Annotated in this window: 26 protein-coding genes; 12 read left to right on the top strand and 14 right to left on the bottom strand. The window is 62.3% G+C overall.

Annotated elements, in window-relative coordinates; genetic code table 11:
• Positions 1-21 precede the first annotated feature (21 nt).
• The 4 genes from FAZ30_RS03290 to arsC form a co-directional block, all read right to left on the bottom strand.
• Positions 22-1,167, bottom strand: a complete 1,146-nt coding sequence (locus tag FAZ30_RS03290; protein WP_137008696.1) for an HlyD/EmrA/EmrK family protein — start codon at positions 1,165-1,167, stop codon at positions 22-24.
• 11 nt (positions 1,168-1,178) lie between these two features.
• Complete coding sequence (locus FAZ30_RS03285; RefSeq protein WP_233578553.1) at positions 1,179-2,606, bottom strand: efflux transporter outer membrane subunit; 1,428 nt, start codon at positions 2,604-2,606, stop codon at positions 1,179-1,181.
• Between the two features lie 115 nt (positions 2,607-2,721).
• Entirely contained in the window at positions 2,722-3,216 is a 495-nt protein-coding gene (locus FAZ30_RS03280; RefSeq protein WP_137008694.1) for a MarR family transcriptional regulator, read from the bottom strand.
• Positions 3,217-3,396: 180 nt separating this feature from the next.
• Positions 3,397-3,747: an arsenate reductase (glutaredoxin) gene (arsC, locus tag FAZ30_RS03275; protein WP_137008692.1), complete on the bottom strand. Its 351-nt coding sequence runs from the start codon at positions 3,745-3,747 to the stop codon at positions 3,397-3,399.
• Between the two features lie 282 nt (positions 3,748-4,029).
• Between arsC and FAZ30_RS03270 the strand changes: the two genes are divergently transcribed.
• Positions 4,030-5,232, top strand: coding sequence for a multidrug effflux MFS transporter (locus FAZ30_RS03270; protein WP_124644560.1), 1,203 nt, complete (start codon positions 4,030-4,032; stop codon positions 5,230-5,232).
• Between the two features lie 9 nt (positions 5,233-5,241).
• On the opposite strand, the gene ybaK is transcribed toward FAZ30_RS03270, so the two are convergent.
• Entirely contained in the window at positions 5,242-5,724 is a 483-nt protein-coding gene (gene ybaK, locus FAZ30_RS03265) for a Cys-tRNA(Pro) deacylase (RefSeq protein ID WP_124644561.1), read from the bottom strand.
• A gap of 100 nt (positions 5,725-5,824) precedes the next feature.
• On the opposite strand from ybaK, the gene FAZ30_RS03260 reads away from it, so the two are divergent.
• Positions 5,825-6,121: an antibiotic biosynthesis monooxygenase family protein gene (locus FAZ30_RS03260; RefSeq protein WP_124644562.1), complete on the top strand. Its 297-nt coding sequence runs from the start codon at positions 5,825-5,827 to the stop codon at positions 6,119-6,121.
• Here FAZ30_RS03260 and FAZ30_RS03255 read toward each other — a convergent pair.
• The 4 genes from FAZ30_RS03255 to FAZ30_RS03240 form a co-directional block, all read right to left on the bottom strand.
• A complete protein-coding gene (locus tag FAZ30_RS03255; RefSeq protein ID WP_124644563.1) occupies positions 6,118-6,738 on the bottom strand; it encodes a protein-methionine-sulfoxide reductase heme-binding subunit MsrQ in 621 nt (206 codons plus the stop codon). The genes FAZ30_RS03260 and FAZ30_RS03255 overlap by 4 nt on opposite strands.
• A 1-nt stretch (position 6,739) precedes the next feature.
• Positions 6,740-7,648, bottom strand: a complete 909-nt coding sequence (msrP, locus tag FAZ30_RS03250; RefSeq protein ID WP_124644564.1) for a protein-methionine-sulfoxide reductase catalytic subunit MsrP — start codon at positions 7,646-7,648, stop codon at positions 6,740-6,742.
• 107 nt (positions 7,649-7,755) lie between these two features.
• Positions 7,756-8,682, bottom strand: coding sequence for a tRNA modification radical SAM protein MnmL/YtqA (mnmL, locus tag FAZ30_RS03245; protein WP_137008690.1), 927 nt, complete (start codon positions 8,680-8,682; stop codon positions 7,756-7,758).
• A 95-nt stretch (positions 8,683-8,777) separates the two neighbouring features.
• Positions 8,778-8,960, bottom strand: coding sequence for a protein MIGRI (locus FAZ30_RS03240; RefSeq protein WP_059284412.1), 183 nt, complete (start codon positions 8,958-8,960; stop codon positions 8,778-8,780).
• 183 nt (positions 8,961-9,143) lie between these two features.
• Between FAZ30_RS03240 and metX the strand changes: the two genes are divergently transcribed.
• From metX to FAZ30_RS03220, 4 genes are all read left to right on the top strand, one after another.
• Positions 9,144-10,286: a homoserine O-succinyltransferase MetX gene (metX, locus tag FAZ30_RS03235; protein ID WP_124644566.1), complete on the top strand. Its 1,143-nt coding sequence runs from the start codon at positions 9,144-9,146 to the stop codon at positions 10,284-10,286.
• On the top strand, positions 10,283-10,885 hold the full coding sequence (gene metW / locus FAZ30_RS03230; protein ID WP_124644567.1) for a methionine biosynthesis protein MetW: 603 nt from the start codon (positions 10,283-10,285) through the stop codon (positions 10,883-10,885). Before metX ends, metW begins: the two co-directional genes overlap by 4 nt.
• 67 nt (positions 10,886-10,952) lie before the next feature.
• Positions 10,953-12,233, top strand: coding sequence for an AmpG family muropeptide MFS transporter (locus FAZ30_RS03225; protein WP_124644568.1), 1,281 nt, complete (start codon positions 10,953-10,955; stop codon positions 12,231-12,233).
• Positions 12,230-12,625 carry an MliC family protein gene (locus tag FAZ30_RS03220; RefSeq protein WP_124644569.1) on the top strand — a complete coding sequence of 132 codons (396 nt, stop codon included), beginning with the start codon at positions 12,230-12,232 and terminating at the stop codon, positions 12,623-12,625. The genes FAZ30_RS03225 and FAZ30_RS03220 overlap by 4 nt, the downstream gene beginning before the upstream one ends.
• Positions 12,626-12,669: 44 nt before the next feature.
• Here FAZ30_RS03220 and FAZ30_RS03215 read toward each other — a convergent pair whose 3' ends face one another.
• Positions 12,670-13,866 (bottom strand): MFS transporter, encoded by a 1,197-nt coding sequence (locus FAZ30_RS03215; RefSeq protein ID WP_124644570.1) that lies wholly within the window; start codon positions 13,864-13,866, stop codon positions 12,670-12,672.
• 98 nt (positions 13,867-13,964) lie between these two features.
• On the opposite strand from FAZ30_RS03215, the gene FAZ30_RS03210 reads away from it, so the two are divergent.
• Positions 13,965-14,768: an AraC family transcriptional regulator gene (locus tag FAZ30_RS03210; protein WP_124644571.1), complete on the top strand. Its 804-nt coding sequence runs from the start codon at positions 13,965-13,967 to the stop codon at positions 14,766-14,768.
• A 25-nt stretch (positions 14,769-14,793) separates the two neighbouring features.
• Here the strand turns inward: FAZ30_RS03210 and asnB are convergent, their stop codons facing one another.
• Both asnB and wrbA read right to left on the bottom strand, forming a co-directional pair.
• Positions 14,794-16,650: an asparagine synthase (glutamine-hydrolyzing) gene (gene asnB / locus FAZ30_RS03205; RefSeq protein ID WP_137008688.1), complete on the bottom strand. Its 1,857-nt coding sequence runs from the start codon at positions 16,648-16,650 to the stop codon at positions 14,794-14,796.
• An 88-nt stretch (positions 16,651-16,738) separates the two neighbouring features.
• Complete coding sequence (wrbA, locus tag FAZ30_RS03200; RefSeq protein WP_137010178.1) at positions 16,739-17,338, bottom strand: NAD(P)H:quinone oxidoreductase; 600 nt, start codon at positions 17,336-17,338, stop codon at positions 16,739-16,741.
• A gap of 200 nt (positions 17,339-17,538) precedes the next feature.
• On the opposite strand from wrbA, the gene FAZ30_RS03195 reads away from it, so the two are divergent.
• Positions 17,539-18,750 (top strand): YihY family inner membrane protein, encoded by a 1,212-nt coding sequence (locus FAZ30_RS03195; protein WP_124644573.1) that lies wholly within the window; start codon positions 17,539-17,541, stop codon positions 18,748-18,750.
• On the opposite strand, the gene FAZ30_RS03190 is transcribed toward FAZ30_RS03195, so the two are convergent.
• Positions 18,702-19,508, bottom strand: coding sequence for a DUF3025 domain-containing protein (locus FAZ30_RS03190; protein ID WP_137008686.1), 807 nt, complete (start codon positions 19,506-19,508; stop codon positions 18,702-18,704). The genes FAZ30_RS03195 and FAZ30_RS03190 overlap by 49 nt on opposite strands.
• 30 nt (positions 19,509-19,538) lie before the next feature.
• Positions 19,539-21,842: a sensor domain-containing diguanylate cyclase gene (locus tag FAZ30_RS03185; protein ID WP_124644575.1), complete on the bottom strand. Its 2,304-nt coding sequence runs from the start codon at positions 21,840-21,842 to the stop codon at positions 19,539-19,541.
• A gap of 171 nt (positions 21,843-22,013) precedes the next feature.
• Between FAZ30_RS03185 and cysG the strand changes: the two genes are divergently transcribed.
• The 4 genes from cysG to ptsP are packed head-to-tail and all read left to right on the top strand — an operon-like array spanning position 22,014 to position 25,928.
• Complete coding sequence (cysG, locus tag FAZ30_RS03180) at positions 22,014-23,435, top strand: siroheme synthase CysG (protein WP_124644576.1); 1,422 nt, start codon at positions 22,014-22,016, stop codon at positions 23,433-23,435.
• A gap of 60 nt (positions 23,436-23,495) precedes the next feature.
• Positions 23,496-23,903 carry a PTS sugar transporter subunit IIA gene (locus FAZ30_RS03175; protein ID WP_124644577.1) on the top strand — a complete coding sequence of 136 codons (408 nt, stop codon included), beginning with the start codon at positions 23,496-23,498 and terminating at the stop codon, positions 23,901-23,903.
• Complete coding sequence (locus FAZ30_RS03170; RefSeq protein ID WP_103523523.1) at positions 23,890-24,159, top strand: HPr family phosphocarrier protein; 270 nt, start codon at positions 23,890-23,892, stop codon at positions 24,157-24,159. Before FAZ30_RS03175 ends, FAZ30_RS03170 begins: the two co-directional genes overlap by 14 nt.
• A 29-nt stretch (positions 24,160-24,188) precedes the next feature.
• Positions 24,189-25,928: a phosphoenolpyruvate--protein phosphotransferase gene (gene ptsP, locus FAZ30_RS03165; RefSeq protein ID WP_124644578.1), complete on the top strand. Its 1,740-nt coding sequence runs from the start codon at positions 24,189-24,191 to the stop codon at positions 25,926-25,928.
• Positions 25,929-25,950: the final 22 nt, after the last annotated feature.

Below are 25,950 nucleotides of genomic sequence, written 5' to 3'. Positions count from 1 at the left end.
CAGCCGGTAGCGGCCGGGAGATTACTGGGCGTTGGCGGCCAGCAGGCTGGCGACCAGTTCGTCAGCCTGTTTCAGGTCTGGCGTCAGGGCATGGGTTTCCTGTGCCGGGGTGGTGCGCGGCGCATCAGCCAGGGAAGCGCCATCCTGCTTGGAGATGTCGACCACGGCATCCACCGACAGGCCCACGCGCAGCGGGTGTTCCTTCAGCTCCTTGGGGTCAAGCTGGATACGTACCGGCACGCGCTGCACCACCTTGATCCAGTTGCCGGTGGCGTTTTGCGCCGGCAGCAGCGAGAAGGCACTGCCGGTGCCGGCCGACAGGCCCTGCACCTTGCCGTGATAGCTCACCTTGCTGCCGTACAAGTCGGCCGTCAGCTCCACGTCCTGGCCGATACGGATCTTGGCCAGCTGTACTTCCTTGAAGTTGGCATCCACCCATACGCTTTCCAGCGGGACCACCACCATCAGCGGCGTGCCGGCGGCCACGCGCTGGCCGACCTGTACATTGCGGCGGGCCACATAGCCGGAAACCGGTGCTTTTACTTCAGTGCGTTGCAGCGCCAGCCAGGCTTCCTTCAGCTTGCTGGCGGCACGTTGTACGTTTGGCTGCTTGGCCAGTACGTCCTTGCCTACCAGGGCTTCGGTGGCCTTGGCCTGTTCGCGGGCGGCGTCCAGCGCGGCCTTGGCGGTGCTGACCGCATCGCGGGCATGGCCCAGTTCTTCGCTGGAGATGGCATCGGAGCCGGCCAGGGTTTCACGGCGCTTCAGGTCGGCCTGGGCCTTGCTCAGTTCGGCTTCGCGCACGGCAACCTGGGCGGCCAGTTGCTGGGTGCTGGTCATCAGCTGGCGGGTTTCGCGCACGGTCTGGGCAAATTCATTGCGGGCGCGCTCGAAGGCCAGCTTGGCATCGCTGTTGTCAAAAGCCACCACGGTCTGGCCGCTGTTGACGCGGTCGGTATCTTCGGCGGCAATCTTCACCACGGTGCCGCCCACTTCCGGGGTCAGCTGCACCATGTGGCCGGCGACATAGGCGTCGTCGGTATTTTCCTGATGGCTCAGCACCAGGCCCCAGTAGGCACCGTAGCCGATGGCCAGGGCGGCGATGATGCCGGTGGCGACAAAAAGATTGCGTTTGCGGCTTTTTGCCGTCTCGATCTGCTTATCCATGATGGGTGTCCTTAGCGGGCTTGTTGGGTGGTTTCACTGGTGGCGAAACCCCCGCCCAGTGCGGTATTCAGTGCGGCCCAGGCCAGGCGGTTGGCCGCGGTGGCGTCGACCTTGCCGGCTTGCTGGTTGAGGTCGGCTTCCTGTGCATCCAGTACGGCCAGCTTGTTGACCAGACCGGCCTTGAAGCGCAGCACGGTGGAGTCGGAGGCCTTGCGGCTCAGCTGTGTCGCCTGGTGGGCGTCGGACAACTGGCTGGCGGTTTTCTGCCAGGTGGACAGGCTGTCTGCCGCATCGCGCAGCGCATCCAGCACGGTCTGGTTGTAGTTTTCCACCGCGATGTCGTAGCGGGCGCGGCTGGAAGCCAGATTGGCCTGCAATGCGCCGGAGGTGAAAATCGGCAAGTGAATGGCCGGGGTGATGCCGACGATCTTGGAGCCGGTATTGAACAGATTCGAGGTTTCCAGTGCCGACTGGCCGATAAAGGCCGACAGCGAAACATTGGGGTAGAACTCTGCCTTGGCCGCCTTGACTGACTGGTTCATGGCCTCCACACGCTCACGCTGGGCCACGATGTCCGGGCGCTGGCTGAGGATGTCCAGCGTCAGTGCTGCCTCGGGCAGGGCCGGAGCAGGGCGTAACTGGCCGGGCTTGAGGCTGGACAATGCATTGGGCGGCTGACCGGTCAGTGCCGCCAGCGCATGACGGGCATGGTCGGCATCGTTGGCCAAGGCACTGCTCTGCTGGCTCAGGCGCTTGAGCTGGATTTCACGCTCACGCAGGCTGTCGCCGGGTAGCAGGCCGGCGGTGACGCGGGCATGGGTCAGTGCCAGCTGGCTTTGTGCCAGTTGCTGGCGTGCCTGCAGCAGCCGGGCTTGTTCCTGGATGCGTTGCAGGCTGGTGTACTGGGCAATCACCGCCTGGGTGATGACCAGGCGAGCCTGCTGGCCTTCCAGGGCGATGGCTTGCTGGTTGCCCAGCGCGGCTTTTACCGCGGCGCGGTGCTTGCCCCAGAAGTCGATTTCCCAGCTGGCACCCAGCGACATGGTATAGACGTTGTAGTAGTTGCCACCGATGGGCGGCGGCAGCAGGCCGTACAGCGAATAGCGCTCACGGTCGAGATTGGCACTGGCCTCGACTTGCGGGCCTTCCTTGCTTTGGGCCATGCCCACGGCGCTGCGTGCTTCACGCAGGCGGGCATCGGCCACTTTCAGCGACGGCGCTTGCTGTAGCGCGGTGTCAATCAGCTGGTTGAGCGCCGGATCATTCAGTTGCTGCCACCAGCCGGCGTGTACCTGGCTGGCTGCATGCTCGCCCAACTGCAGCTGGGTCGCAGACAGCGGCCGGGCCGGGTTGGTGTCGTCGCCGAAACCGGCGCAGCCACCCAGCATGGCGGTAAGCATCAGCAGGCCGGCGGTCTGCTGCCAATTGGGTTTATTCACCTTGTGGGTCTCCAGATTCCATCATGATGATTGATGGTGTGATAGTCACTCAAGTTATTATTTGTGCGCAGCATGACAGCCACTCGGGTGGCCATCTGGTCGAAGCGGCTGCGCTTCAGCCGCCCAGTCTGGCCAGCAGTTTGCGCATCATCTTTTCCATCAGCTGCCGTTCCTCGTCGTCGAAGTCCTGCCACAGTGCGCGATGGCTGGCGCGGGAGATTGGCAGCAGCTCTTCCACCAGTGCCAGGCCCTTGGCCGTCAGTTCCAGGCCGATCTTGCGGCGATCTTCGGCACAGGGAATCCGCGTGGCCCAGTCATTGCGCACCAGTTCGTCGACAATGCGCGTGGCATTGGTGCGCGAGGAGTCGAGCGTATCGCTGATGTCGGACGGAAACAGGTTTTGCTGCGGGCAGGCATACATGGCCAGCAGCGACATCCACAGCGACTCGTTGAGGCCGTATTCCTTCATGCCCTCATTCAGATAGCAGGTGAGGCGCGGCATGATGTGGTAGTACAGCCGCGTGAGAATCACTTCCTGGCGCGGCACGCCGGGAAAGCGGTTTTCGATGCGGTCGACTGCCTGTTCCAGATGATGGAATGATTTGTTCATGGAAGGCATTTTAGTAACGGGCGTTATTATTTTTCAAGTTATTATTTGGATCAAAGTCATTGCGCCGAGGCCTTGCTGTAGCTTTACTACGACAAATGAGCGGCCGGGCCAATGAAAAACACCAGGCGAAATCGCCTGGTGTTCTAGCTGAGCGCGGGGTGAATCGGGTGGGTCGGTGGCTTAGCGATTCAGCAGGCTGAGTACCTTTTCGGGCGGACGGCCCACCACGGCCATGTCGGCGCTGACGGCAATCGGGCGCTCGATCAGCATGGGATTGTCCACCATGGTTTCGATCAGCGACTCGCGCTCCAGCGTGATGTCGTCCAGGCACAGGGTTTCGTATTCCTCTTCCTTGGTGCGCAAGAGGTCACGCGGTTCCAGTTGCAGCAGGATGAGGATGTGGTCCAGTTCTGCTGCGGTTGGTGGGTGTTTAAGGTACTCGATCACTTCGACCTCGGCACCGGCTTCTTGTAGCAGTGCCAGGGCCTCGCGCGACTTGGAACAGCGCGGGTTATGGTATAGACGGATCATGCATGGTCTCCCTTTTGATTATGGTGGGGCAGGAAGAGGGTGCTGCCGCACACGGTGGTGCAAGGCAGGGCCGCGCTGCGCCGCCAGGGCGCGGCGGGTTGGGTCAGCAACTTCCATCTTAGGCAGAAAACTTTTTCTTTGTGTAGTGTTGATCGCGCGCCACGTATCACTGTTTTCGCCCGGCGCGCATTCTCGCCCAGCCAGCCGCACTCGCCAAGGGTTTGGCTTTGTGCGGGCCGGGCGGTAACATGGGCCGCCCCCACCTGTTCTTATCGGATTTTCATGTCGCACTCCGCCCGCAGCCATTTCGGTTTGGCCATGTTACTGGCGGCCCTGTCCACGCTGGGCCCCTTCTCGATCGACACCTTTTTGCCTGCCATGCAGGCGATCGGCCAGTCCTTGTCCGCTTCGCCGCTGCAAATGCAACAGGCTCTGACCGTCTACCTCTTGTGCTATGCGGTGATGATGCTGTGGCACGGCTCGATTTCCGATGCCATTGGCCGCCGGCCGGTGGTGCTGGCCACCACCTTGCTGTTCAGTCTGGCCTCGCTGGGCTGTGCGCTGGCCCCCTCACTGGGCTGGCTGCTGTTGTTTCGTGGTTTGCAGGGGCTGTGTGGCGGGGCCGGGCTGGTGGTGGGGCGGGCCATCATCCGCGACAAACTGGATGGTGCCGAGGCGCAACGGCTGATGTCGCAGGTGACCATGCTGTTTTCACTGTCGCCGGCCATTGCGCCGGTGGTGGGCGGCTGGTTGTTTGGTGCTTTTGGCTGGCACTCCATTTTCGTGTTCATGGCGCTGATCGGCCTGGCGCTGTTCGGGATGAGCTGGTTTGCGCTGGACGAAACCCATCACGCCCATTTGCGTACGCCATTGGCCTGGCGCTCGCTGCTGCAAAATTATCTGGAGGTCTTGCGCAAGCGCGATTTCCAGTTGCTGGCGGCTGCCGTGTCCTGCAATTTTGCCGGTTTCTTTCTGTATATCCCGTCGGCACCGGTGTTTCTGCTGCAACACCTGCATCTGCGGCCGGACCAGTTTTTGTGGATGTTTGGCCCGGCGGTGTCCGGCATCATGTTCGGCGCTTTTTTGTCCGGCAAGATGGCCGGCCGACGCGGAGCGCGTGAAATCGTCACGCTGGGCTATGTGCTGATGTTTGCCGCGGCCACGGCCAATCTGGCCTACAACCTGCTGGCGCTGCAGGCGGCCATGCCGTGGGCGGTGTTGCCGCTGGCGCTGTACACCACCGGCATGTCGCTGGCGGCACCGTCCATCACGCTCAACCTGATGGACCAGTTTCCGGCGCTGCGTGGCACGGTGTCATCCTTGCAGGGCTTTTTGCAGACCATGCTGTCCAGCATCGTGGCCGGCGTGGTGGCCCCGCTGGTGTGGGGCAGCACCCTGAACCTGGCCTGGTGCATGGCGGGGTTTCTGCTGCTGGGTTTTGTCTTCCGCAGCGCCTATCGCCGCCGTATCAACCGCGCCGCTTGAGTGGCTTGATCAGGCCGATGCCTGTACCAGCACCGGTTGCAACACGCGGATGACTTCCTGCGGTGCAATGCCGATCAGAAAACCGCGTTTGCCACCATTGATGTAAATGCGTGGCAGCTGGGCAATGCTGCTTTCCATATAGACCGGCATGGGGTGGCGGGTGCCGAAGGGGCTGGTGCCACCCACCTGGTAGCCGCTGTGCTTGTCGGCGGTTTTCGGGTCGCAGGGGCTGACCTTTTTCACGCCGATCTGCTTGGCCAGCATGCCGGTGCCCACCTCGCGGTCGCCGTGCATCAGTACGATCAAGGGCCGCTTCTGCTCGTCTTCCATGATCAGCGTCTTCACCACGCAATGCTCGTCCACACCCAGCTCGCGCGCCGACACCGTGGTGCCGCCCTTGTCTTCGTATTTGTACAGATGCTCGCTGTACTCCACCTTGTGTTCGCGCAGCACGCGAATGGCCTGGGTGACCGGCGTCTTTTCCTTGGACATATCCGTCTATCCACTGCAAAAGCGCTACTTTAGTGGCTGCGGCGATCAACTGCAAACCGTGTGGCTTGTGGCATGCTGAGGTTTTAAGCAGGGAACTGTCATGATTCTGGAAGCCGCCATGCTGCAGGTGAAAGCCGGCATGCAGCAGGAGTTCGAAGCCGCCTTTGCCCAGGCGCAAGCCATTATTGCCAGCATGCTGGGTTATCGCTGGCACCAGTTGCAACGCTGTCTGGAAGTCGAGGGCAAATACCTGCTGCTGGTGGGCTGGGACAGCGTGGCCGCGCATGAGCAGGGTTTTCGTCAGTCAGCGGCTTATCAGGAGTGGAAACGGCTGCTGCATCATTTCTATCAGCCGTTTCCGGTGGTGGAACATTTCCAGCAGGTGCTGCCGGTTTAAGGCTGCCGTAGCCGCCGATATAAGCGCCAGCCCAGCAACACCGCCAGCACGCTGCCATACAGCAGGGGCTGGGTCAGGTCTTTTTTCACCAGCCACCAGTAATGCAATACCCCCAGCAGTGCGATCGGGTAAATCAGCCGGTGCAACCGCCCCCAGTTGCGCTTGAGCCGGCGCATCCAGCCCTGGGTGGAGGTGATGGCCAGCGGTGTCATCAGCAGCATGGCGGCAAAGCCGACGGTGATGAAGGGCCGCTTGGCGATGTCGTGCAGCATGCCGGGCCAGTCAAAGAACTGGTCCAGCCAGATATAGGTGGTGAAATGCAGGCTGCCGTAAAAGAAGGCATACAGCCCCAGCATGCGGCGCAGGCGCAGCGGCCAGCTCCAGCCGGAAAGCTGGCGCAAAGGGCTGATGGCCAGGGTGATCAGCAAAAAGCTCAGCGTCCAGGTGCCGGTGGAGCGGGTGATGAACTCCACCGGATTGATGGCTGCGCCGGACAGCACGATCCACGCCGCGCGGGCCAGCGGCAGCAAGGCCAGCAGGAATACGGCGATTTTCAGCCAGTTGAAGCGGACAGGCTGGCGGCTGGTGGCAGGGTTTTTCATGCGCAGGGTGGTCATGTCAGAAATTCCGCCGCAGGTCCATGCCGCGATACAGGCTGGCGACCTGATCGCCATAGCCGTTGAATGGCAGGGTTTTGCGCTTGAGGAATTCACCGATGCGCCGTTCGCTGGCCTGGCTCCAGCGCGGGTGGTCTACATCTGGATTCACATTGGAATAGAAGCCGTATTCGCGGGCATTGGCCATATTCCAGCTGGTGGCCGGCATCTGCTCCTGCAAATGAATGCGCACGATGGACTTGATGCTCTTGAAGCCATACTTCCACGGCACCACCAGGCGGATGGGCGCGCCGTTCTGGTTGGGCAGTACATCGTTGTAGAGGCCGACGGCCAGAATGGTGAGCGGGTGCATGGCTTCGTCCATGCGCAGGCCTTCGCGGTAAGGCCAGTCCAGCACGCGGCTGCGCTGGCCGGGCATCTCGGCCGGGCGCTGCAGGGTTTCAAAGGCCACGTATTTGGCGCGTGAAGTGGGGGCGACCTGTTTGAGCAGGCTGGCCAGCGGAAAGCCTATCCACGGAATCACCATGCTCCAGCCTTCCACACAGCGCAGGCGGTAGATGCGTTCTTCCAGCGGCTGCTTCAGCAGTTCTTCGATGCCAAAGCTGCGCGCCTTGCCCACTTCGCCATCCACCACCACATTCCACGGCCGGGTTTTCAGGCTGCCGGCATACATCGCCGGCTCGCTCTTGTCGGTGCCGAATTCGTAGTAGTTGTTATAGGTGCTGATCTCTTTCAGGCTGTTGGGCTTGTCCGCGCTGGACAGCGGGCTTTTCTTGCCCGCCAGTGCGGCCAGGGTTTCACCGGACAGCAGCAGCCCGGCACTGCCCAGCATGAACTGGCGGCGATTGAAATAGACGCCTTCGGGGGTGATTTCCGAGGGGGCGATGTCGGCAGGTTTCTGGATGAGCATGATGGTTTCTCCGGTGCTGTGTTTCTTTGTCGCAGCAACAAGGAGAATCTGACATGCAAACTTTACGATTGTTCTTGGCTGATCGATAGCCAGTAACTAATTTGTCCTCAGGCCGTGGCAGCCAGCCAGCCGCGCCCCAGTGCACTGCCCTGGCCGCCGTCACGCGCCAGCAGGGCGGCGATGGCTTGCAGGGCGCTCCAGCGTGGTCCGCACCAGTCCGGCGCAATCAGGGTGGGGGCCTGTGCCGTGGCCGATATCCGGTGGAACACCACCTCGGGTGGCGTATGGCGGATCAGCGAGGCCGCCAGGCTGGCATAGTCGTCCAGCGCCATGGCCGACACTTCGCCGCGCTGGTATTGCGCCGCCATGCGGCTGCCGCGCACGATCATCAGCGGGTGCAGTTTCAGCCCCTGTACGCCGATTTCCAGCACGGTTTCCAGTGTGGCATGCACATCGGCGGTGTCTTCGCCGGGCAGACCGGCAATCAGGTGGGTACACACCGCCAGGCCGTGCTGCTGGGCGCGGCGTACTGCATCACGGTAATCGGCCAGGGTGTGGCCACGGTGAATGCGCCGCTGGGTATGGTCGTGGGCGGTTTGCAGCCCCAGCTCCAGCCAGACTTCCTTGCCAGCAGCCTGGTAATCGGCCAGCAGCTCCAGTGCGCTGTCCGGTACACAGTCAGGCCGGGTGCCCACGCACAGGCCCACCACATCGGCACTGGCGGTGGCTTCGTCATACAGCTGACGCAGGCGGCTGACTTCGGCATAGGTGCTGGTGTAGGCCTGAAAGTAAGCGAGATAGCGGTGGGCGCGATCAGTCTTGCCCTTTTCGCGGGCGATCTGGTCGCTGATGGACAGCTCGCCGGCATCGCGGCCAAAGCTTTTGACATTGCAGAAGGTGCAGCCGCCACGGCCCAGTGTGCCGTCGCGGTTGGGGCAGGTAAAGTCGCCTGCCAGTGACAGCTTGTGCACCGCCTGGCCGTGGCGGCGCTTCAGGTAATGGCCAAAGGTATGCAGATAAGCGGTGAGATCCATGATGCGCAGGCCGCGCCGGCACCTGGCCAGCGGACAAAGCAGGCAGCTTAGCCGTGGCGGCCGCCCCGGGCACTGCGCCATATCAAGGCTTGCCCTTACAGCTGGTGAAAACCCAGCCAGTACAGCAGCACGAAGATGGCCGAGGCGGCCAGCAGGGCGGTGGCCAGGGTGCTGATGAATTCACGCAGGCTTGCCCGCTGACGCCGGTCCAGCAGCCAGCGCGCGATGGCATACAGCACGGCAAACAGCAGCAAGAGGCGGAACAGGCGACCGATCATGGCGGGTAACAGGCAGGAAAACCGGGCCGATTATGCGGTGCGGGCCGCTCAGGAGCAAGCAAGGCTATGGATATAATCGGCCAGACAGGCGATGATAGCAGCCGTAGCCTACAGGAGGCCCCGCAACGAGAATGGCCGGTACGGCCGCCGGCGGGGCAATAATCAATAGAGGCGTTTTTTTCTATGTCCGATCTGACAAGGTCCGTCGGCATCGTGCAGGCGCAGACAGCGGTATTCGATACCCCGCTGCATCTGTCCAGCGCAGCGGTGTTGCCGACTTACCAGCTATGCTTCGAAACCTATGGCACGCTGAACGCTGCGCGCAGCAATGCCATCCTGATCTGCCATGCCCTGTCCGGCCACCACCATGTGGCTGGCCGTTATGCTGCCGATGATAAGGCCGCCGGCTGGTGGGACAATATGGTCGGCCCCGGCAAGCCCATCGATACCAACCGTTTCTTTGTGGTGGGGGTGAATAATCTGGGTGGCTGCCATGGCAGCACCGGTCCCTCTTCCATTAATCCGGCCACCGGCCAGCCCTGGGGTTCGACCTTCCCGGTGGTCACGGTGCCGGACTGGGTGCGCTCGCAGGCGCGGCTGGCCGACCGGCTGGGCATCGCCCGCTGGGCCGCCATCATCGGCGGCAGCCTGGGCGGCATGCAGGCCTTGCAATGGAGCATCGACTACCCGGAGCGGGTGGCCCATGCCCTGGTGATTGCTTCGGCCCCCAAACTGTCGGCGCAGAACATCGCGTTTAATGATGTGGCCCGGCAGGCCATCCTCACCGACCCCGATTTCCATGGCGGCGACTTCTACGCGCAGGATGCCATCCCGCGTCGCGGCCTGCGGCTGGCGCGCATGCTGGGCCATATCACCTATCTGTCCGATGATGGCATGGGCGAGAAATTCGGCCGCATGCTCAAAAGCGGCGACTACCAGTTTGGCTTCGAGGTGGAATTCGAGATCGAATCCTACCTGCGCTACCAGGGCGACAAGTTTTCCGATTATTTCGATGCCAATACCTATCTTTTGATGACCAAGGCACTGGACTACTTCGACCCGGCCAAGGATCTGAACGACGATATCGTGGCCGCGCTGAAAAAGGCCACGGCCCGCTTCATGGTGGCCAGCTTTACCTCGGACTGGCGCTTCTCGCCGGAGCGCTCGCGCGAGATCGTCAAGGCGCTGGTGGCGGCCGACAAGGAGGTGGTGTACGGCGAAATCGAATCAGTCCACGGCCATGATGCCTTCCTGATGCTGGACGAGCCCTATGTCAACCTGATGCGCGCCTATCTGAACCGCGTGGCCGAGGAGGTGACAGCATGAGCGCCACCAACACTTTGCGTGCCGACCTGCAACTGATTGCCGACTGGGTGGCACCGTCCAGCCGGGTGCTGGACCTGGGTTGCGGCGATGGTGCCTTGCTGTCCTGGCTGAACCGCCACAAGGCCGTGCGTGGCTACGGCGTGGATTTCGACGTCAACAATGTGGTGCGTTGCGTGGAAGCCGGCGTCAACGCCATTCAGGGCAACCTGGAAACCGGTCTGGCCGAATTCGAAGACCAGCGCTTCGACCATGTGGTGTTGTCGCAGACCATCCAGGCCATGCACAATACCGAGCAGATTCTGGTGGAAATGCTGCGCGTGGGCCGCGAGGCCATCGTCACCTTCCCCAATTTCGGCTACTGGGAAAACCGCTGGCAGATTCTGCAAGGCCATATGCCGGTGTCGGAAACCATTCCCTACGAGTGGTACAACACGCCGAACATTCACTGGTGCATGCTGGGCGACTTTGAGGCACTGTGTGCCAAGAACGGCATCCGTGTGCTGGAGCGGGTGGTGATGAACGAAGAAAAGCGCATTCATTTCCTGCCCAATCTGCGCGGTAGCCTGGCGTTTTACCGGGTAGCCCGCCAGCCTGGCTGAGTACCGATGACCCACAAAGGCGGCTACGGTCGCCTTTTTGCATTGCTGGCCCCGGCCACAAGGATTCATGAAACAAGCTCCCCTGCACTGGCGCGAGGCCATCTTGTCGCGCCGCATGCTGATTTGCGTTTTCACCGGTTTTGCCTCCGGTCTGCCGCTGTATCTGCTGATCAACCTGTTGCCGGCCTGGCTGCGCAGCGAGGGCGTCAACCTCAAGGCCATCGGCCTGTTTGCGTTGATCGGCCTGCCCTATACCTGGAAATTCCTGTGGTCGCCGCTACTGGACCGTTTCGTGCCGCCGCTGCTGGGACGACGGCGCGGCTGGATGCTGCTCAGCCAGCTGGCCTTGCTGGTCAGCATGGCCTTGTTCGGCTTGTTCGATCCACGGCTGCAACTGCAGCAGATCGCCATGCTGGCAGCGGTGGTTGCCTTTTTTTCCGCCAGCCAGGACATCGTGCTGGATGCCTACCGCCGCGAACTGCTGACTGATGCCGAACTGGGGCTGGGCAACTCGGTGCATATCAATGCCTATCGGCTGGCCGGCCTGGTGCCGGGCTCTTTGTCGCTGATCCTGGCCGACCACACCAGTTGGCAGAATGTATTCATCATCAGTGCCCTGTTCATGCTGCCGGGCGTGCTGATGACCCTGCTGGTGAGTGAGCCTGCCTTGCGCGCTGCACCGCCCAAGACGCTGCGTGAGGCGGTGGTGGAGCCCTTTCACGAATTCATTCAGCGCCAGGGCTGGCAGACTGCCGCTACCATTCTGGGCTTTATCTTCCTGTACAAGCTGGGTGACAGCATGGCCACCGCCCTGGCCACACCGTTTTATCTGGACATGGGTTTTGCCAAATCACAGATCGGTCTGGTGGCCAAGAATGCCGGATTGTGGCCGGCGGTCATCGGTGGCCTGCTGGGCGGGGTGTGGATGCTGAAGCTGGGCATCAACCGTGCGCTATGGCTGTTTGGCGTGGTGCAGTTGCTGTCGATACTGGGTTTTGCCTGGCTGGCCAGCTACGGCCATTTTCAGCAGATTGGTCCTGTCCAGTTAGGCCAGCTGGCGCTGGTGATCGGTTTCGAGGCACTGGGCGTGGGCCTGGGTACGGCAGCCTTTGTCGCCTTTATCGCCCGCACCACTCATCCGGCCTATACCGCCACCCAGTTTGCCCTGTTTACCAGCCTGTCTGCCGTGCCGCGCACTTTTGCCAATGCCGCGACCGGCTATATTGTGGATGCCGTGGGCTGGGGCGGATTTTTCCTGCTGTGCGCCGTACTGGCCTTGCCCGGCATGTTGTTGTTGCTGAAGGTGGCCCCGTGGAATGGGGATGCCATCGACAAGGAAGCGCCATGAAGTTCTTGCCTGTATTGCTGGCCTGCCTGCTGCCCTTGCCGCTGCTGGCCGAACCACAAGCCCTGTCGCCGGAAAATGCTGGCGAGGCGGGCACCGCCGAAACGATACCTGCCATGCAGCGGGTGGATTACCAGTGCGCGGCCCACCGCCTGCTCAGTGTGGAATACCCGCAGCCGGAAGTGGCCGATGTGCTGCCCATCCGTATTCTCTGGCAGGGGCAGCACTACCGGCTGGTGCGGGTGAGCAGTGCCAGCGGTGTACGCTATGCCAGCCAGCAACTGGTGTGGTGGAACAAGGGTGAGCAGTCGGTATTGCTGACCCGTGGCGGGCGGGCGCTGGCGCGGGATTGCCAGCCGCTGGCCGGGGCCAGTCCCGCTCAGCCCACACCATGAAAAAAACCGGCCGTGATGGCCGGTTTTGCTTTGGGCTGCGTTGCTCAGGCTTTTTTGTGGTGCAGATCGGGCAACAGCACGGTGATGATGCCCAGCAAAGGCAGGAAGGCGCATAGCTGGTACACGGTTTCGATGCCGTAGTGGTCGGCCACCTTGCCCAGTACGGCCGCGCCGATGCCGCCAATGCCGAAGGCAAAGCCGAAGAACAGCCCGGACACCATGCCCACCTTGCCCGGCACCAGCTCCTGCGCGTACACCAGAATGGCGGAGAAGGCCGATGCCAGGATAAAGCCGATGATGAAGGACAGCACGCTGGTCCAGAACAGGTCCACATGCGGCAGCGCCAGGGTGAACGGGGCCACGCCCAGAATCGAGAACCAGATCACCCGCTTGCGGCCGATGGCATCGCCAATCGGGCCACCCAGTACCGTGCCGGCGGCCACGGCAAACAGGAAGATGAACAGGTGCAGCTGTGCTGCCTGCACCCCTAGCCCGAAGTGCTGCATCAGGTAAAAGGTGAAATAGCTGGTAATGCTGGTGAGGTAGAAATACTTGGAAAAGACCAGCAGCACCAGTATGCCCAGGGTGAAGGCAGTGCGGCCCGGCGACAGGCCAGTGGGCACCACAGCCTTGTGTGCCTTGGCGCTGCGCTGCTGGTGGCTATACCAGATGCCGATGCGCCACAGCACCAGCATGCCGAGCAAGGCCGCCAGCGAAAACCAGGCCAGGCTGGGTTGGCCGTAGGGAAACACCACTAGCGCGGCCAGCAAGGGGCCGGTGGCAGAACCGGCATTGCCGCCCACCTGAAACAGCGATTGCGCCAGACCATGGCGGCCACCCGAGGCCATGCGCGCCACGCGTGAGGATTCCGGGTGAAAAATGGACGAGCCAGTCCCCACCAGTGCCGCCGCGATCAACAGCGTGTGATAGTTGGGGGCGACCGACAGCAGCAGCAGCCCGCACAGCGTCGCTCCCATGCCGAATACCAGCGAATAGGGCAGCGGGCGCTTGTCGGTATAGATGCCGACCAGCGGCTGCAGCAGCGAGGCGGTGCACTGGTACACCAGGGTCATCAGGCCGATCTGGGCAAAGCTCAGGTGAAAGCCGCCCTTGAGTACCGGGTAGATGGCCAGAATCAGCGACTGCAGCATGTCGTTGAGGAAATGGGTAAAGCTGATGGCACCCAATACCCGGAAACGGGTGTCCTGCGGCGGGGCCATGCTCTGGCTGGCGCTTGTCATGATGAGGTCTTCTTGCTGTGGTGGGTTCATCATGCTATCAAGGGGTGTCCTGCCCGTCCTGCGCATGAGGGGCAATCATCTGCGAGAAAATGACAGCGATGCCAGATTATCAACACCTGCACCAGTACGACACCGGCATCGCCCCGGTGGTGGCCAAGGCCCGCGATTACCCGGCTGGCGAAGATACGCCGCGCCATGCCCACCCGACGGCTCAATTATTGTATGCGGTGGAAGGCGTGATGGTGGTGAGCACGGCGCTGGGGCAATGGATTGTGCCGCCCACCCGTGGCATCTGGCTGCCAATCGACACCTGGCATCAGGTGCGGATGATCAGCGCGGTACGCATGCGCACGGTGTATGTGCGGGAAGACAGCCTGGACGGGCTGCCGCAGGAATGCCGGGTGCTGGCCATCTCGCCCTTGTTGCGCGAGCTGATTCTGGCCGCCATGGATATTGCCGTACCGTATGCGGCGGATTCGCGTGACGAGCGGCTGATGAAGCTGCTGCTGGATGAAATCCGCAGCCTGCCCACGCTGGCGCTGTCTTTGCCCAGGCCGCAAAGTCCGGCCTTGCAGGGCTTGTGTGATGTACTGCAGGCCGAGCCGGGCGATGCGCGTTCGGTGGAGGAGTGGGCTGAGCAACTGGCCATGGATGCGCGCACGCTGCAGCGGCGCTTCAGCCGCGAAACCGGCCTGTCGCTGGGGCAGTGGCGGCGGCAGGCCAGGCTGATTGCCGCACTGGAAAAGCTGGCCTGCGGGGCCAGTGTGCTGGAAGTGGCGCTGGACCTGGGCTATGCCAGCCCCAGTGCCTTTGCCACCATGTTCAAGCGCGAGCTGGGGGTATCGCCCAGCAGTTTTTACGCCCAGCCGCAGCCGGCTTACCCGGTGCTGTCCGGGGGCTAGGACCCTGCCAAGGTCCTTGCCGGTTTTAGGGTAGGGCGCGGCGCAGCGCATCCAGCTGCTGCAGACTTTCGTCCAGAATCAGCAATTGCAATACCTGTTCGGCCAGTGCCGCCTCACCCTGGCGGTATGCCTGGCTGAAAGCATCCACCGCCTGTGCATCCAGTTGGCCACCCGTCAGGCGGCTCAGTCGCTGGCCCAGACCGGCGAAGCGTTCGGCCAGGCTGGTTTGCAGCCAGCCTGCCAGCGGCGGATTGAAGCCGCGCTTCTTGCGCTGGAAAAAGTCGGCCGGCAGGGCCGGGTGCATGGCACGGCGGAAAATCAGCTTGGCTGGCTGGGTGTAGCGCTCGGCATCGGATGTAGCCAGCAGATGCTGATACAGGCGGTGGTCCAGTAGCGGGGCGCGGCTTTCCAGTCCGTGCGCCATGGTGCACAGATCGGACTTTTGCAGGATGTAGTCCGGCAGATAATTGGCAAAATCGATGGCCAGCAGGCTTTGCAGGCCGGGTACGGCATCGCTGGCCTCGGGGCCGATATGATCCGGCTGGCGCCAGTAGCACAGCTGCTGCAGCTTGCGGCCGCCCTGCAGGAAGCGGCGTTGGCCCGGTGTCAGGCCGGAAAAACGCAGCGAGTAAGCTGCCTGCCAGTCCATGGCCAGTTCAGTCGCCAGCTTGCCCTGCTTACCAGACAAGGCCGGGCGTATGCCCAGCGGCAGGCGGATATGCCGCCGCCAGCGCGTACGCAGATGCTTGTTCATGCGCTTGTAGCCGGCCAGCAGCTCATCGCCGCCATCGCCCACCAGTACCACCTTCACCTGCTTGCTGACTTCGCGTGCCAGATACCAGGTGGGAAAGCTGGATGGATCGGCAAAGGGCTGGTCCAGATCGGCCACGATGCGCGAGAAATCGGCCGCCAGATTGTCTGGCATGTTGATGCGTACGTTCTGCAGGCCCATGCGCTGGGCGGAATCGGCCGCGTCGACTGATTCATCCAGCGTGCTGCCCGGAAAGGCTGCGGTAAAAGTGGAAAACTGCTGATAACCCTGTCCGGCCAAGCGGCTGGCGATCAGGGTGGAGTCGATACCGCCGGACAGCAGCACGCCCAGCGGGCGGTCGGCCACGGTGCGCATGGCGACTGCGTGGTCCAACTCGGGCAGCCAGTCGCCGGCTTCGGCGCCGGGTTGCCAGTAACGACGCTTCTTCAATTGACGACTGGCAAGGTCGAATTCCAGGCAATAGCCGTTTTCCAGGCGCTGGATAGGCTGGAAGACCGTGGCCGGTGCCGGAATGTAGCGGTGCGCCAGATAGGCGTCGATGGCGCTGGCCGAGAACTGGCGCTGTGCCAGTGGTACAAACGGTAGCACCGCGCGTACCAGCGAACCGAAGGCCAGATTGCCATCCAGCAGCGCGTACAGCAGCGGTTTTTCGCCCATGCGGTCGCGCGCCAGATGCACCTTGCCCTGGCGCAGATCGAGAATGGCAAAGGCAAACATGCCACGCAGCCGGCTCAGCAGGCCATCGATGCCCCAGGCTTCGTAGGCCCGCAGGATGAATTCGGTATCGGAATGGGTGCGGAACACCGCGCCGGCCTGTTCCAGCTCGCGCTTGTCGTTTTCCCAGTCGTAGACTTCGCCGTTGTAGCAGATCCACAGCTGGCCATCGTCGTTGCGCATGGGCTGGTCGGCCTCCGGGCGCGGGTCGATGATGGACAGGCGCGCATGCAGCAAGGCATTGTGAATGGCGTCATCCGCCGCGCTCTGGCCCTGCTGGTCCAGCCGCAGCTGGTGGGCGGCATCCGGCCCGCGACGGGCCAGTTCCAGCAACATGGCATCGGCCGTTGCCGCAGCAACGGGTGTCCGGGAAAAGAAACCGGCAATTCCACACATAAAGCTTGTTCCCGGCGCAGGGGTCAGCGCTGCGCAAGAGGTAAGAAATCGGCGGGTGCGCATGGCAAAGCCAGCGCCCCGCCCTGTATTACAGGGGGTGTTGCAGGCGCAAGGCCGCTTCTGCCAGGCGCTTGCCCTGGGCAAAGGCCAGCTTGTTTTCGTCGACCGACAGCGGACGGTCATTCTGTACCCCCGCCACATGGCTCACCCCATAGGGCGTACCGCCCGTCTGGGTAGCGGCCAGCGCTGGCTCGGAATAAGGCAGGCCGACGAGCAGCATGCCGTGGTGCAACAGCGGCAACATCATGCTCAGCAGGGTGGATTCCTGCCCGCCATGCATGGATGAGGAGCTGGTAAATACACAAGCCGGCTTGCCGGCCAAGGCACCGGCCATCCACTCGCCACTGGTACTGTCGATGAAGTACTTCATGGCGGCGGCCATATTGCCAAAGCGGGTGGGGCTGCCCAGCGCCAGAGCTATGCACTCGGCCAGATCGCTTTTCTCCACATAGGGTGCGCCGCTGGCGGGGATGGCCGGTGCGCTGGCTTCGCATACGGTGGAAACCTTGGGCACAGTGCGCAGCCGCGCCTGGCAGCCGGGCACGCTTTCGATGCCACGGGCGATCAGCCGAGCCAGCTCGGCGGTGGCACCGTGCTGGCTGTAATAGAGTACGAGGATGTTTTGCACGACGATGTCCAGAGAGATGGCCGCCGGAAGGAGGGCGGCAACAGGGTGAACTGGCAGCATGATACCAGTTTCCATCTGTTCATTTGTATGCGGACACTATGTCAAGCCAAGCGCCGCCGCACAGCCTGGCGACGGGTTGCGGTACGCCGCCAGTACATTGCTGCTTGCCAGCCGGCAGTGGCTGAATTACCTTGCGCCTCATGAAACTGCCCGCCAAATATGCAACGCAAGTCGGTTTTTCCGGCTTCCTGATCCGCCGCATGAGCCGCCTGCGCGTGATGCAGGTTGCCGGCAGCCTGACCTTTACCACCCTGCTGGCACTAGTGCCCTTGTTCACCATTGCCTTGACGGTGATTTCGGCCTTTCCGGTGTTTTCCGACTACAGCACCCGCTTCAAGGTATTGCTGTTGTCGACACTGGTACCGGAGTTCGCCGGCAAGGTGATTTCCGTTTACATGCGCCAGTTCGCCGACAATGCGGAAAAACTCACCGCCGCTGGCATCATCATGCTGGGGGTGACCGCGCTGATGCTGATGTCCACCATCGAGCGCACCTTCAATGCCATCTGGAGCGTGCGCCGCGGCCGGCCCTGGCTGCAGCAGAGCATGGTCTACTGGACGGTGCTGACGCTGGGGCCGCTGGTGCTGGGCGGTGGCCTGCTGTCCTGGCGCTGGCTGCTCAAGTTCACCCGCTTCGAAAAAACCATGCCTTTGCTGGCCAGTACGGTAGAGGCGGGCGGCACCATCTTGCTCACCGGCATCGTGCTGTCGCTGTTGTACCGCATTGTGCCCAACCGCTTTGTGCCGATTCGCCACGCGGTGCTGGGCGCGATGATCACGGCGGTGCTGCTGGAACTGACCAAGCTGGGTTTCGGTTATTACATCGGTCAGGTGGCCAGCTACCAGCTGGTGTACGGGGCGTTTGCCAGCATTCCGATTTTTCTGCTGTGGGTGTATTGCCTGTGGATGGTGGTGCTGGCCGGGGCGGTGTTTACCGCATCGCTTTCGTACTGGGAGGGCGGGGCCTGGCGGCGGCGCTTCGAGCCACGGCGGCGCTTTCTGGATGCGGTGGAGGTGTTGCTGATGCTGGATGCGGCGCAGGAGCAGGGCTGCAGCCTGACACCGGTGCAATTGCGTCAGCAGGTCAAGATAGGCTATGACGAGCTGGGCCTGGTGCTGGACAAGCTGGCATTGCATGGCTATGTGCAGAAAGGCCAGCGCGATGGCTGGGTGCTGATGAAAAAGCTGACTGCGGTGCAGCTGTCCGAGCTGTTCCAGCTGTTTGTCTATCGGGCTGATCTGGCCAATGACGATGAAGTGGGCCAGGGGATAGAAAACCTGCTCGGCACGGTGACCGAGCGGCTTCAGAGCGTGTCGCTGGAAGACTTTGCCCGCCGACTGGGGCGGAAGTAGTCGGTATTCTGATAGAAGGATGGCTCGGTGTTGTCCGGCCACCAGCCAGGAATGCCCAGCAAGGGTAGTGGCCATAGCTGGCGGGGGCTGGCCAGCCAGTCGTCATCGGCCAGCAGGGTGGCCAGCCGGCTATCCAGTTGTTCGCGCTGTACGGGCTCGGGCAGGGCAAAGAAGTCAGGCTCCACCGCCATCAGCAGCGCCTTGCCGCACCAGCCCAGGTGCGGTGCCAGGCCAGTTTCAAACAGGGCATGTCCCAGGGCATGCACACTGATCTGCCGCCCCCAGGCGTGACGCTCATCTACAAACAGCGTTTGCCATTGCATATCGTCCAGTGCCTGTCCCAATGCCGGCTCGGCGCAGGCGACGATGACTCCGCACTCATCCAGCAAGGTGGCGGCATCACGCCGCGGCCCGCGCTTGATCTCGCCACGGCCGATGGCGCGCACATGGCGTGCGTTCAGCGCCGCTTTGCTCAAGGGCCAGGCCAGCCAGGCCAGGGCATTGAACCAGTCGTGCCAGTTTTCGCTGCGGGTGGGTACCTCGCCAGTATCGGCAATATGGGTTTCGTAGTAGGAGGCGGCTTGCAGGTCGCTGCAAAAGCGTAAGCCAGCCGGCAGGGCGGCCAAGGGTCGGGCCAGTGTCAGTAGCTGGTCGTAAGCCTGCTGATCAGGCCAGTCGGACAAGGCCAACAGCTTGGCGAAGGTCTGGACTGACTGGTAGAGCGGGTGGGACAGATAGTCGGTGTGCCAATGACTCACGATGGGCTTTTGCCTGACAAAAGCTCCATTTTAATCCAGCGCCGGCAGCAGGTCATGGCAAACCCGGTCGCGCCCCAGGTGCTTGGCCTGATACAGCAGCTTGTCGGCGCGCTTCAGCGGGTCGTCCACATGCAGATCGGTACTGCGCAGCAAGGACAGCCCCACGCTGACGGTGTAGTGGATCTGCTGGCCGTTGACTTCCACCCGGCTCTGGCTGACCGCTTCGCGCAGACGTTCTGCCGCCGCCAGTGCAGCGCTGTCGCCGGTATTGGGCAGCAGGGCGGCAAACTCCTCGCCACCCAGCCGTCCGGTCAGGTCCGAGGTGCGCAGCACTTCGCGGCACAGCGTGGCGAAGTGGGTGATGACCTGATCGCCGGCAGCATGGCCGTACTGGTCGTTGATATTCTTGAAGTGGTCCAGATCCATCATCAGCACCGCCATCGGCTGCTGATAGCGCTGGCTGCGCCTGATTTCCCGTTCGGCCTGCTCTAGGAAATGGCGGCGATTGTCCAGCCGGGTCAGTTCGTCCTTGGTGGCCAGTTGGAACAGCTTTTTCTCGTGGATGTCGCGCTGCAGGGCAATGGCGGTGATGTGGGAGCTGCGGTAAACCAGCCGCATTTCGTCGGGGTTGGGCGTGCGCGGCTCGGTGTAGTAAATGGCAAAGGTGCCCAGCAGCTCGCGCGTGCTGCTGAACAGCGGGGTAGACCAGCAGGCACGCAGTTGATAGGGCCGTACCAGGTCCAGATAGGGCTGCCACAGCGGGCTGCTTTCCATGTCCTCGACAATGATGGTGCGCTTCCAGTAGGCCGCGGTGCCACAGGAGCCGACTTCGGGGCCGATGGCAATGCCTTCGATCATGGCGCTGTATGTCGGCGGCAGGCTGTTGCCGGAGGCCACGTGCAGGTGCTGGCCATCTTCGGTCAGCAGCATCACCGAACACAGCCCGCCGGTGAGCTGGGATTCGATCATGGTGCAGATCTGTGCCAGCGTGTCCTGCAGCGGCTGATTGGAGGCAATCATCTCCATCACCGCGTTTTCTTCGCTCAGCAGACGATTGGCCTGGCGGGTATCGGTAATTTCCCGGTCGACCGACAAAATGCTGGTGAGCTTGCCATTGTTGTCGAACTCGGGAAACAGCCGGGTTTCGAAAATATAGCGCCGGTTGTGCGACAGCAGCTCCAGTTCGAAGCAGCGCGGTTCCCAGGTTTCGATCAACTGCTGACATTGCGACTCGAACAGGCTGACAACCTCGGCCGGCCAGCCCTTTTCGCTGACGGTTTTGCCGATGTGTTCATCGCGGATCAGCGGCGAGTAGCGGCTGACGCTGCGGTTGATGAACTGGCAGCGCAGTTCCAGATCGTAGCGGGCGATGATGTCGCTGGAGTTTTCCACCAGCGTGCGGAATTCCTGCTCGCGCCGCCGCATGGCGGCCTCGGCCAGCTTGCGCGCGGTGATGATCTGGTTGAGTGCCAGCACGATGGCGCCGTCGTCCGCCTGCGTGCCGGCCTGCAAGGTCTGCTCCAGCCACTCCCAGTGCTGGTCGGCATGTCGCATGCGGTATTCCAGGCTGTGGCTAGTGGCCGGATGATGACAGGCCGCCTGCAGCGCGTTTTCCAGCAAGGGGCGGTCTTCCGGGTGCAGCCGTTGCAGCCAGTCGTCCAGACTCATTCTTTCCAGCTGCGGGTCCAGCCCCAGCAGCTTGTGCAGCGAGCCAGGCGAGCAGCTGACTTGCTGCTTGCCAAGATCGAATTCGCCCAGACCGATGCGGCTGCCCTGTAACACCGTGGCGATGGTATTGCCCAGCCGTGTCGGCCTGCCTTCATCGCTGGCATCGTGCAATAACAGCAGCCGCCAGTTACCGGGCGATCTGCCGGCTGGCAGCACGATTTGTTGCAAGCCCAACTGCCGGGTGCGGCCTTGTGCATCCTGCACCTCGACATGCTGCGGGGGTGCCAGCAAGGCAGTTTGCTGTTGCAGCGCCAGGCACTGTGCTGGTGAGAGGCCGCACTCTTCCAGGCTGTGCGGCTGCCGTCCGAGCAGGGCCGTGCAGCCCTGCCCGGCGGCTTGCAACTGGCCCTGCCCATCCAGTGCCAGCAAGGCGGCACTGGAGTGTTCCACCAGAAAACGCAGCGTGCGGGCTTGCTCATGCAGCTGGCGTCGGCGCTGCCACAGACTGCCCAGCCAGATGCCGACGGCAGCGCCGAGCAAGCCTGCCAGCTGCCAGTCCCAAACGGCGTGAGACCGTTCGGTGGCCCACGCCAGCGGGCTGCCCAGCGCCAGCAGCAGGGCGCTGCCCTGGCCGGTCTTGCTGCATTTTGATCTGAAGATATTCAATGTGTACCCGCCGCTTCCTGAAGTTGCCCTGCTTGTCTATTGCCGAGGGCTTCATCTCATCATGGCATTTGGCAGGGAAATTGTGATGACGAAAATCAGGCAGAGTACCGGTAGCTCGTCGTTTTTATGCAACAAATAAAGTATGCTGTGGCCATTGTTGTGGAGCGATGCATGGATTACTTTCCGATTTTTCTGAAGCTGCAGGATGCCCCCTGCCTGGTCGTGGGCGGGGGCGATGTCGCCTTGCGCAAGGTTCGTCTGCTGAAGGCGGCCGGTGCGAAGATGACCGTGGTCGCGCCTGAGCTGACCGCCGAACTGGGCGAAATGGCGCAGCAGGGCGCTTTGCACTGGTTGCCGGGGTATTTCGCCCCCGAGCAGGTTGCCGGCATGCGGCTGGTGGTCGCCGCCACTGACCAGCGCGCGGTCAATCAGCAGGTTTCCGTAGCGGCCCAGGCCCACAATATCCCGGTGAATGTGGTGGATGATCCGGAATTGTCCACCTACATCACGCCGGCCATCATCGACCGTTCTCCGCTGGTGATTGCGGTATCTTCCGGCGGTGCCGTCCCGGTGCTGGCGCGGCTGGTCCGCGCCCGGCTGGAGAGCATCATCCCGGCGGGTTTCGGCCTGCTGGCGGCTTTTTCCGCGCGCTTTCGCGACAAGGTAAAAGCCCGCTTCAGCGATGTGGAAGCGCGCCGCGCCTTCTGGGAATCGGTGCTGGAAGGCCCGGTGGCCGAAGCCGTGATGAATGGCCGTGAAGCCGCCGCCAGTCTGGAAATGGAAAAGCGCCTGGCCAGCACCAATGACACGCCTAGCGGCGCGGTATACCTGGTGGGAGCCGGGCCGGGCAATCCGGACCTGCTGACCTTCCGTGCGCTGCGGCTGATGCAGCAGGCCGACGTGGTCTTGCATGACAATCTGGTGGCCCCGGAATTACTGGAACTGGTACGCCGCGACGCCGAGCGCATTTACGTGGGCAAGGCCCGTGCCAACCACAGCCTGCCGCAGGAAGACATTAATCTGCTGATGGTAAGATTGGCCAGCGAAGGCAAGCGGGTATTGCGCCTGAAAGGCGGCGATCCCTTTACCTTCGGCCGTGGTGGCGAGGAAATCGAAACCCTGGCCGAGCATGGCATTCCGTTTGAAGTCGTACCGGGTATTACCTCGGCAAATGGCGCAGCCAGCTATGCCGGTATACCCTTGACCCACCGCGACCATGCGCAGTCGGTCACCTTTGTCACCGGCCACAAGAAAGACGGCAGCATCAATCTGGACTGGCCGGCGCTGACCCGACCAGATCAGACCGTGGTGGTGTACATGGGGCTGACCATGGCCGCGGAGCTGTGTGCCGCCTTCATCCAGCATGGCAAGCCGGCAGATACGCCGGTCGCGGTGATCGAATGGGCCACCACGGCACGGCAACGAACGCTGACCGGCACCCTGAGCAGCCTGCCGGCACTGATTTCCTCCTATGGCGTAGCCTCGCCTGCGCTTATCATAGTGGGCAGCGTGGTCACGCTGGCGGATAAACTGGCCTGGTACCGGCGGGTGGAAAACGGGCCTGCTACAATGCCGGATTCGCAGCAGACATGAGCACAGCCGGGCAGCATGCGGCTGTGTGCCAATAATCGTTACGGACAAGAAGACTCGGGCATGGTTGGTGTACTAGTCATATCACATGGCAATCTGGGCGCCTGTCTACTGGACTGCGCCCGGCACGTATTGGGACGGGACCCGGACAATATCGCCACGCTGGCGGTAGAAAAAACCGAGGATCCGGATCAGAAACTGGTCGAAGCCGCTGCGCTGGTGGCACGCCTGGAACAGGGCGATGGCGTGGTGGTATTGACTGATATGTATGGCGGCACGCCATCCAATATCGCCAGCCGGCTGATCAATCCGGGCAAGGTCGAGGCCGTTGCCGGCGTCAGCCTGCCGATGCTGGTGCGAGCGCTCAGCTACAGCACCCAGCCGCTGGAGATCGTGGTCAGCAAGGCCATTACCGGCGGCTTGGAAGGTGTGCTTTATATTCTCCCGGGGGACGGAAATGCTGCGCGTTGAAATACAAATTATCAATAAACTTGGCCTGCATGCTCGCGCATCGAGTAAATTCACCCAGCTTGCCAGCCGCTTCAAGAGCGATGTGGGCATTGCCCGCAATGGTCGCCGCGTAAACGGCAAGAGCATCATGGGGGTGATGATGCTGGCGGCCGCCAAGGGCTCCACCATCGAGCTGGACGTGGCTGGCCCTGACGAACAGGAAGCGCTGGATGCGCTGGTAGCACTGATCAATAACCGGTTTGACGAGGCTGAATGAATCAGCCCGCTTGAGGAGGGGATGGGACGATGAATATCACCCTGCATGGTGTAGCCATTGGTGGCGGCATCGCAATTGGCCGGGCCCATCTCATCTCGCGCAGCATGGACGATGTGGCGCACTACGGCCTGGAAGACGCGGAAATTCCGGCCGAAATGACCCGCTTCGACGAAGCGGTGCGCGCCACGCGCAAAGAGCTGGAAATGTTGTGGGGCAGCATCCCGGAAAACGCACCGGCCGAACTGGGCGCTTTCCTGTCCTTGCACATCATGCTGCTGGGTGATGTCACCATCTCGCGCGAGCCGCGCGAAATCATCGAAAAGCAGCACTGCAATGCCGAATGGGCGCTGAAGCTGCAGTGCGACCTGCTGGTCGAACAGTTTGACGCCATCGAAGAAGACTACCTGCGCGAGCGCAAGAACGACGTGCTGCAAGTGGTGGAGCGCATCTTCAAGAACCTGGATGGCCACGCCCCGCAGTTGCCGGCTCCCGGCGACCTGCTGGACGATACCATTCTGGTGGCGCACGACCTGTCGCCGGCCGACATGGTGTATTTCAAGGATTCCAACTTTGCCGCCTTCGTCACCGACGTAGGCGGGGCCACCTCGCATACCGCCATTCTGGGGCGTAGTCTCGACCTGCCCTCGGTCATCGCCCTGCACCACGCCCGTGAGCTGATCCGCGAAGAAGAGCAGATCATCGTCGATGGCCAGCAAGGCGTGCTGATCGTCAATCCGGATGAGCTGGTCCTCAGTGAATACCGCCGGCGCCAGCGTGCCTGGCGCGATGCCAAGCGCAAGCTGTCCTCCATCCGCAAGTCTGATGCCAAAACCCGCGATGGTACGGTGATCGAACTGCTGGCCAATATCGAATTGCCGCAGGATGTGGAAGTGGTGCGCGGTTCGGGCGCGGTTGGCGTTGGCCTGTTCCGCAGTGAATTCCTGTTTCTGGGCCGTGACACCCTGCCCACCGAGGACGAACAGTTCGAGGCTTACCGCAAGGTGGCCGAAGACATGAAAGGCTTGCCGGTCACCATCCGAACCATGGATCTGGGGGCCGACAAGAACCCGAAGTGGCTGAATCATGATGTGGCCGACAACCCGGCGCTGGGCCTGACCGGCATCCGCCTGTGTCTGGCCGAGCCCTTGATGTTCCGCGCCCAGTTGCGCGCGCTGCTGCGTGCTTCCCATTACGGCAAGATCAAGATCCTGTTCCCCATGCTCAATTCGCTGGGGGAACTCAAGCAGTCGATTGCCCAGCTGGATTACGCCAAGCAGGAGCTGCACGAAGAAGGCCTGCCTTTCGACAAAGAGGTCGAAGTCGGTGCCATGATCGAGATTCCCTCCGCCGCGCTGGTGGTGGGCAGCTTCATCAAGCATGTCGATTTCCTGTCCATCGGCACCAACGACCTGATCCAGTACACCCTGGCCATCGACCGCAACGACGATTCGGTCAGCCATCTGTACGACCCGGTGCATCCGGCGGTACTGAAACTGATCCTGCATACCATCCGTACCGGTATCAAGGGTGGGGTGCCGGTGTCGGTGTGCGGTGAAATGGCCGGCGACCCGCGCCTGACCCGGCTGCTGCTGGGCATGGGCCTGCGCAGGTTCTCCATGCACCCGGCCAGCTTGCTGGCCGTCAAGCGGGTAGTGCTCAATACCCATCTGGACGATATCGCGCCCATTGCAGGACGCATGCTTCGATCCGAAGACCCTGATAAAATCGCCGATCTTTTGCAACTGCTGAATGTCGAGCCGGATGCCTGATCCGGCTTTTGTTTTTAGCAGC

This window comes from Aquitalea aquatilis (genome assembly GCF_005155025.1).
GTDB lineage: Bacteria > Pseudomonadota > Gammaproteobacteria > Burkholderiales > Chromobacteriaceae > Aquitalea > Aquitalea aquatilis.
The sequence above is the reverse complement of the archived record's forward strand: the minus strand, read 5'-3'. Positions and strand labels throughout refer to the sequence as shown.

What these genes read in the sequence shown, in the direction of transcription:
- FAZ30_RS03290 (WP_137008696.1), bottom strand. Translation starts at nt 1,167, where the DNA reads ATGGATAAGCAGATCGAGACGGCAAAAAGCCGCAAACGCAATCTTTTT.
- FAZ30_RS03280 (WP_137008694.1), bottom strand. Translation starts at nt 3,216, where the DNA reads ATGAACAAATCATTCCATCATCTGGAACAGGCAGTCGACCGCATCGAA.
- arsC (WP_137008692.1), bottom strand. Translation starts at nt 3,747, where the DNA reads ATGATCCGTCTATACCATAACCCGCGCTGTTCCAAGTCGCGCGAGGCC.
- FAZ30_RS03270 (WP_124644560.1), top strand. Translation starts at nt 4,030, where the DNA reads ATGTCGCACTCCGCCCGCAGCCATTTCGGTTTGGCCATGTTACTGGCG.
- ybaK (WP_124644561.1), bottom strand. Translation starts at nt 5,724, where the DNA reads ATGTCCAAGGAAAAGACGCCGGTCACCCAGGCCATTCGCGTGCTGCGC.
- FAZ30_RS03260 (WP_124644562.1), top strand. Translation starts at nt 5,825, where the DNA reads ATGATTCTGGAAGCCGCCATGCTGCAGGTGAAAGCCGGCATGCAGCAG.
- FAZ30_RS03255 (WP_124644563.1), bottom strand. Translation starts at nt 6,738, where the DNA reads ATGACCACCCTGCGCATGAAAAACCCTGCCACCAGCCGCCAGCCTGTC.
- msrP (WP_124644564.1), bottom strand. Translation starts at nt 7,648, where the DNA reads ATGCTCATCCAGAAACCTGCCGACATCGCCCCCTCGGAAATCACCCCC.
- mnmL (WP_137008690.1), bottom strand. Translation starts at nt 8,682, where the DNA reads ATGGATCTCACCGCTTATCTGCATACCTTTGGCCATTACCTGAAGCGC.
- FAZ30_RS03240 (WP_059284412.1), bottom strand. Translation starts at nt 8,960, where the DNA reads ATGATCGGTCGCCTGTTCCGCCTCTTGCTGCTGTTTGCCGTGCTGTAT.
- metX (WP_124644566.1), top strand. Translation starts at nt 9,144, where the DNA reads ATGTCCGATCTGACAAGGTCCGTCGGCATCGTGCAGGCGCAGACAGCG.
- metW (WP_124644567.1), top strand. Translation starts at nt 10,283, where the DNA reads ATGAGCGCCACCAACACTTTGCGTGCCGACCTGCAACTGATTGCCGAC.
- FAZ30_RS03225 (WP_124644568.1), top strand. Translation starts at nt 10,953, where the DNA reads ATGAAACAAGCTCCCCTGCACTGGCGCGAGGCCATCTTGTCGCGCCGC.
- FAZ30_RS03220 (WP_124644569.1), top strand. Translation starts at nt 12,230, where the DNA reads ATGAAGTTCTTGCCTGTATTGCTGGCCTGCCTGCTGCCCTTGCCGCTG.
- FAZ30_RS03215 (WP_124644570.1), bottom strand. Translation starts at nt 13,866, where the DNA reads ATGACAAGCGCCAGCCAGAGCATGGCCCCGCCGCAGGACACCCGTTTC.
- FAZ30_RS03210 (WP_124644571.1), top strand. Translation starts at nt 13,965, where the DNA reads ATGCCAGATTATCAACACCTGCACCAGTACGACACCGGCATCGCCCCG.
- asnB (WP_137008688.1), bottom strand. Translation starts at nt 16,650, where the DNA reads ATGTGTGGAATTGCCGGTTTCTTTTCCCGGACACCCGTTGCTGCGGCA.
- FAZ30_RS03195 (WP_124644573.1), top strand. Translation starts at nt 17,539, where the DNA reads ATGAAACTGCCCGCCAAATATGCAACGCAAGTCGGTTTTTCCGGCTTC.
- cysG (WP_124644576.1), top strand. Translation starts at nt 22,014, where the DNA reads ATGGATTACTTTCCGATTTTTCTGAAGCTGCAGGATGCCCCCTGCCTG.
- FAZ30_RS03175 (WP_124644577.1), top strand. Translation starts at nt 23,496, where the DNA reads ATGGTTGGTGTACTAGTCATATCACATGGCAATCTGGGCGCCTGTCTA.
- FAZ30_RS03170 (WP_103523523.1), top strand. Translation starts at nt 23,890, where the DNA reads ATGCTGCGCGTTGAAATACAAATTATCAATAAACTTGGCCTGCATGCT.
- ptsP (WP_124644578.1), top strand. Translation starts at nt 24,189, where the DNA reads ATGAATATCACCCTGCATGGTGTAGCCATTGGTGGCGGCATCGCAATT.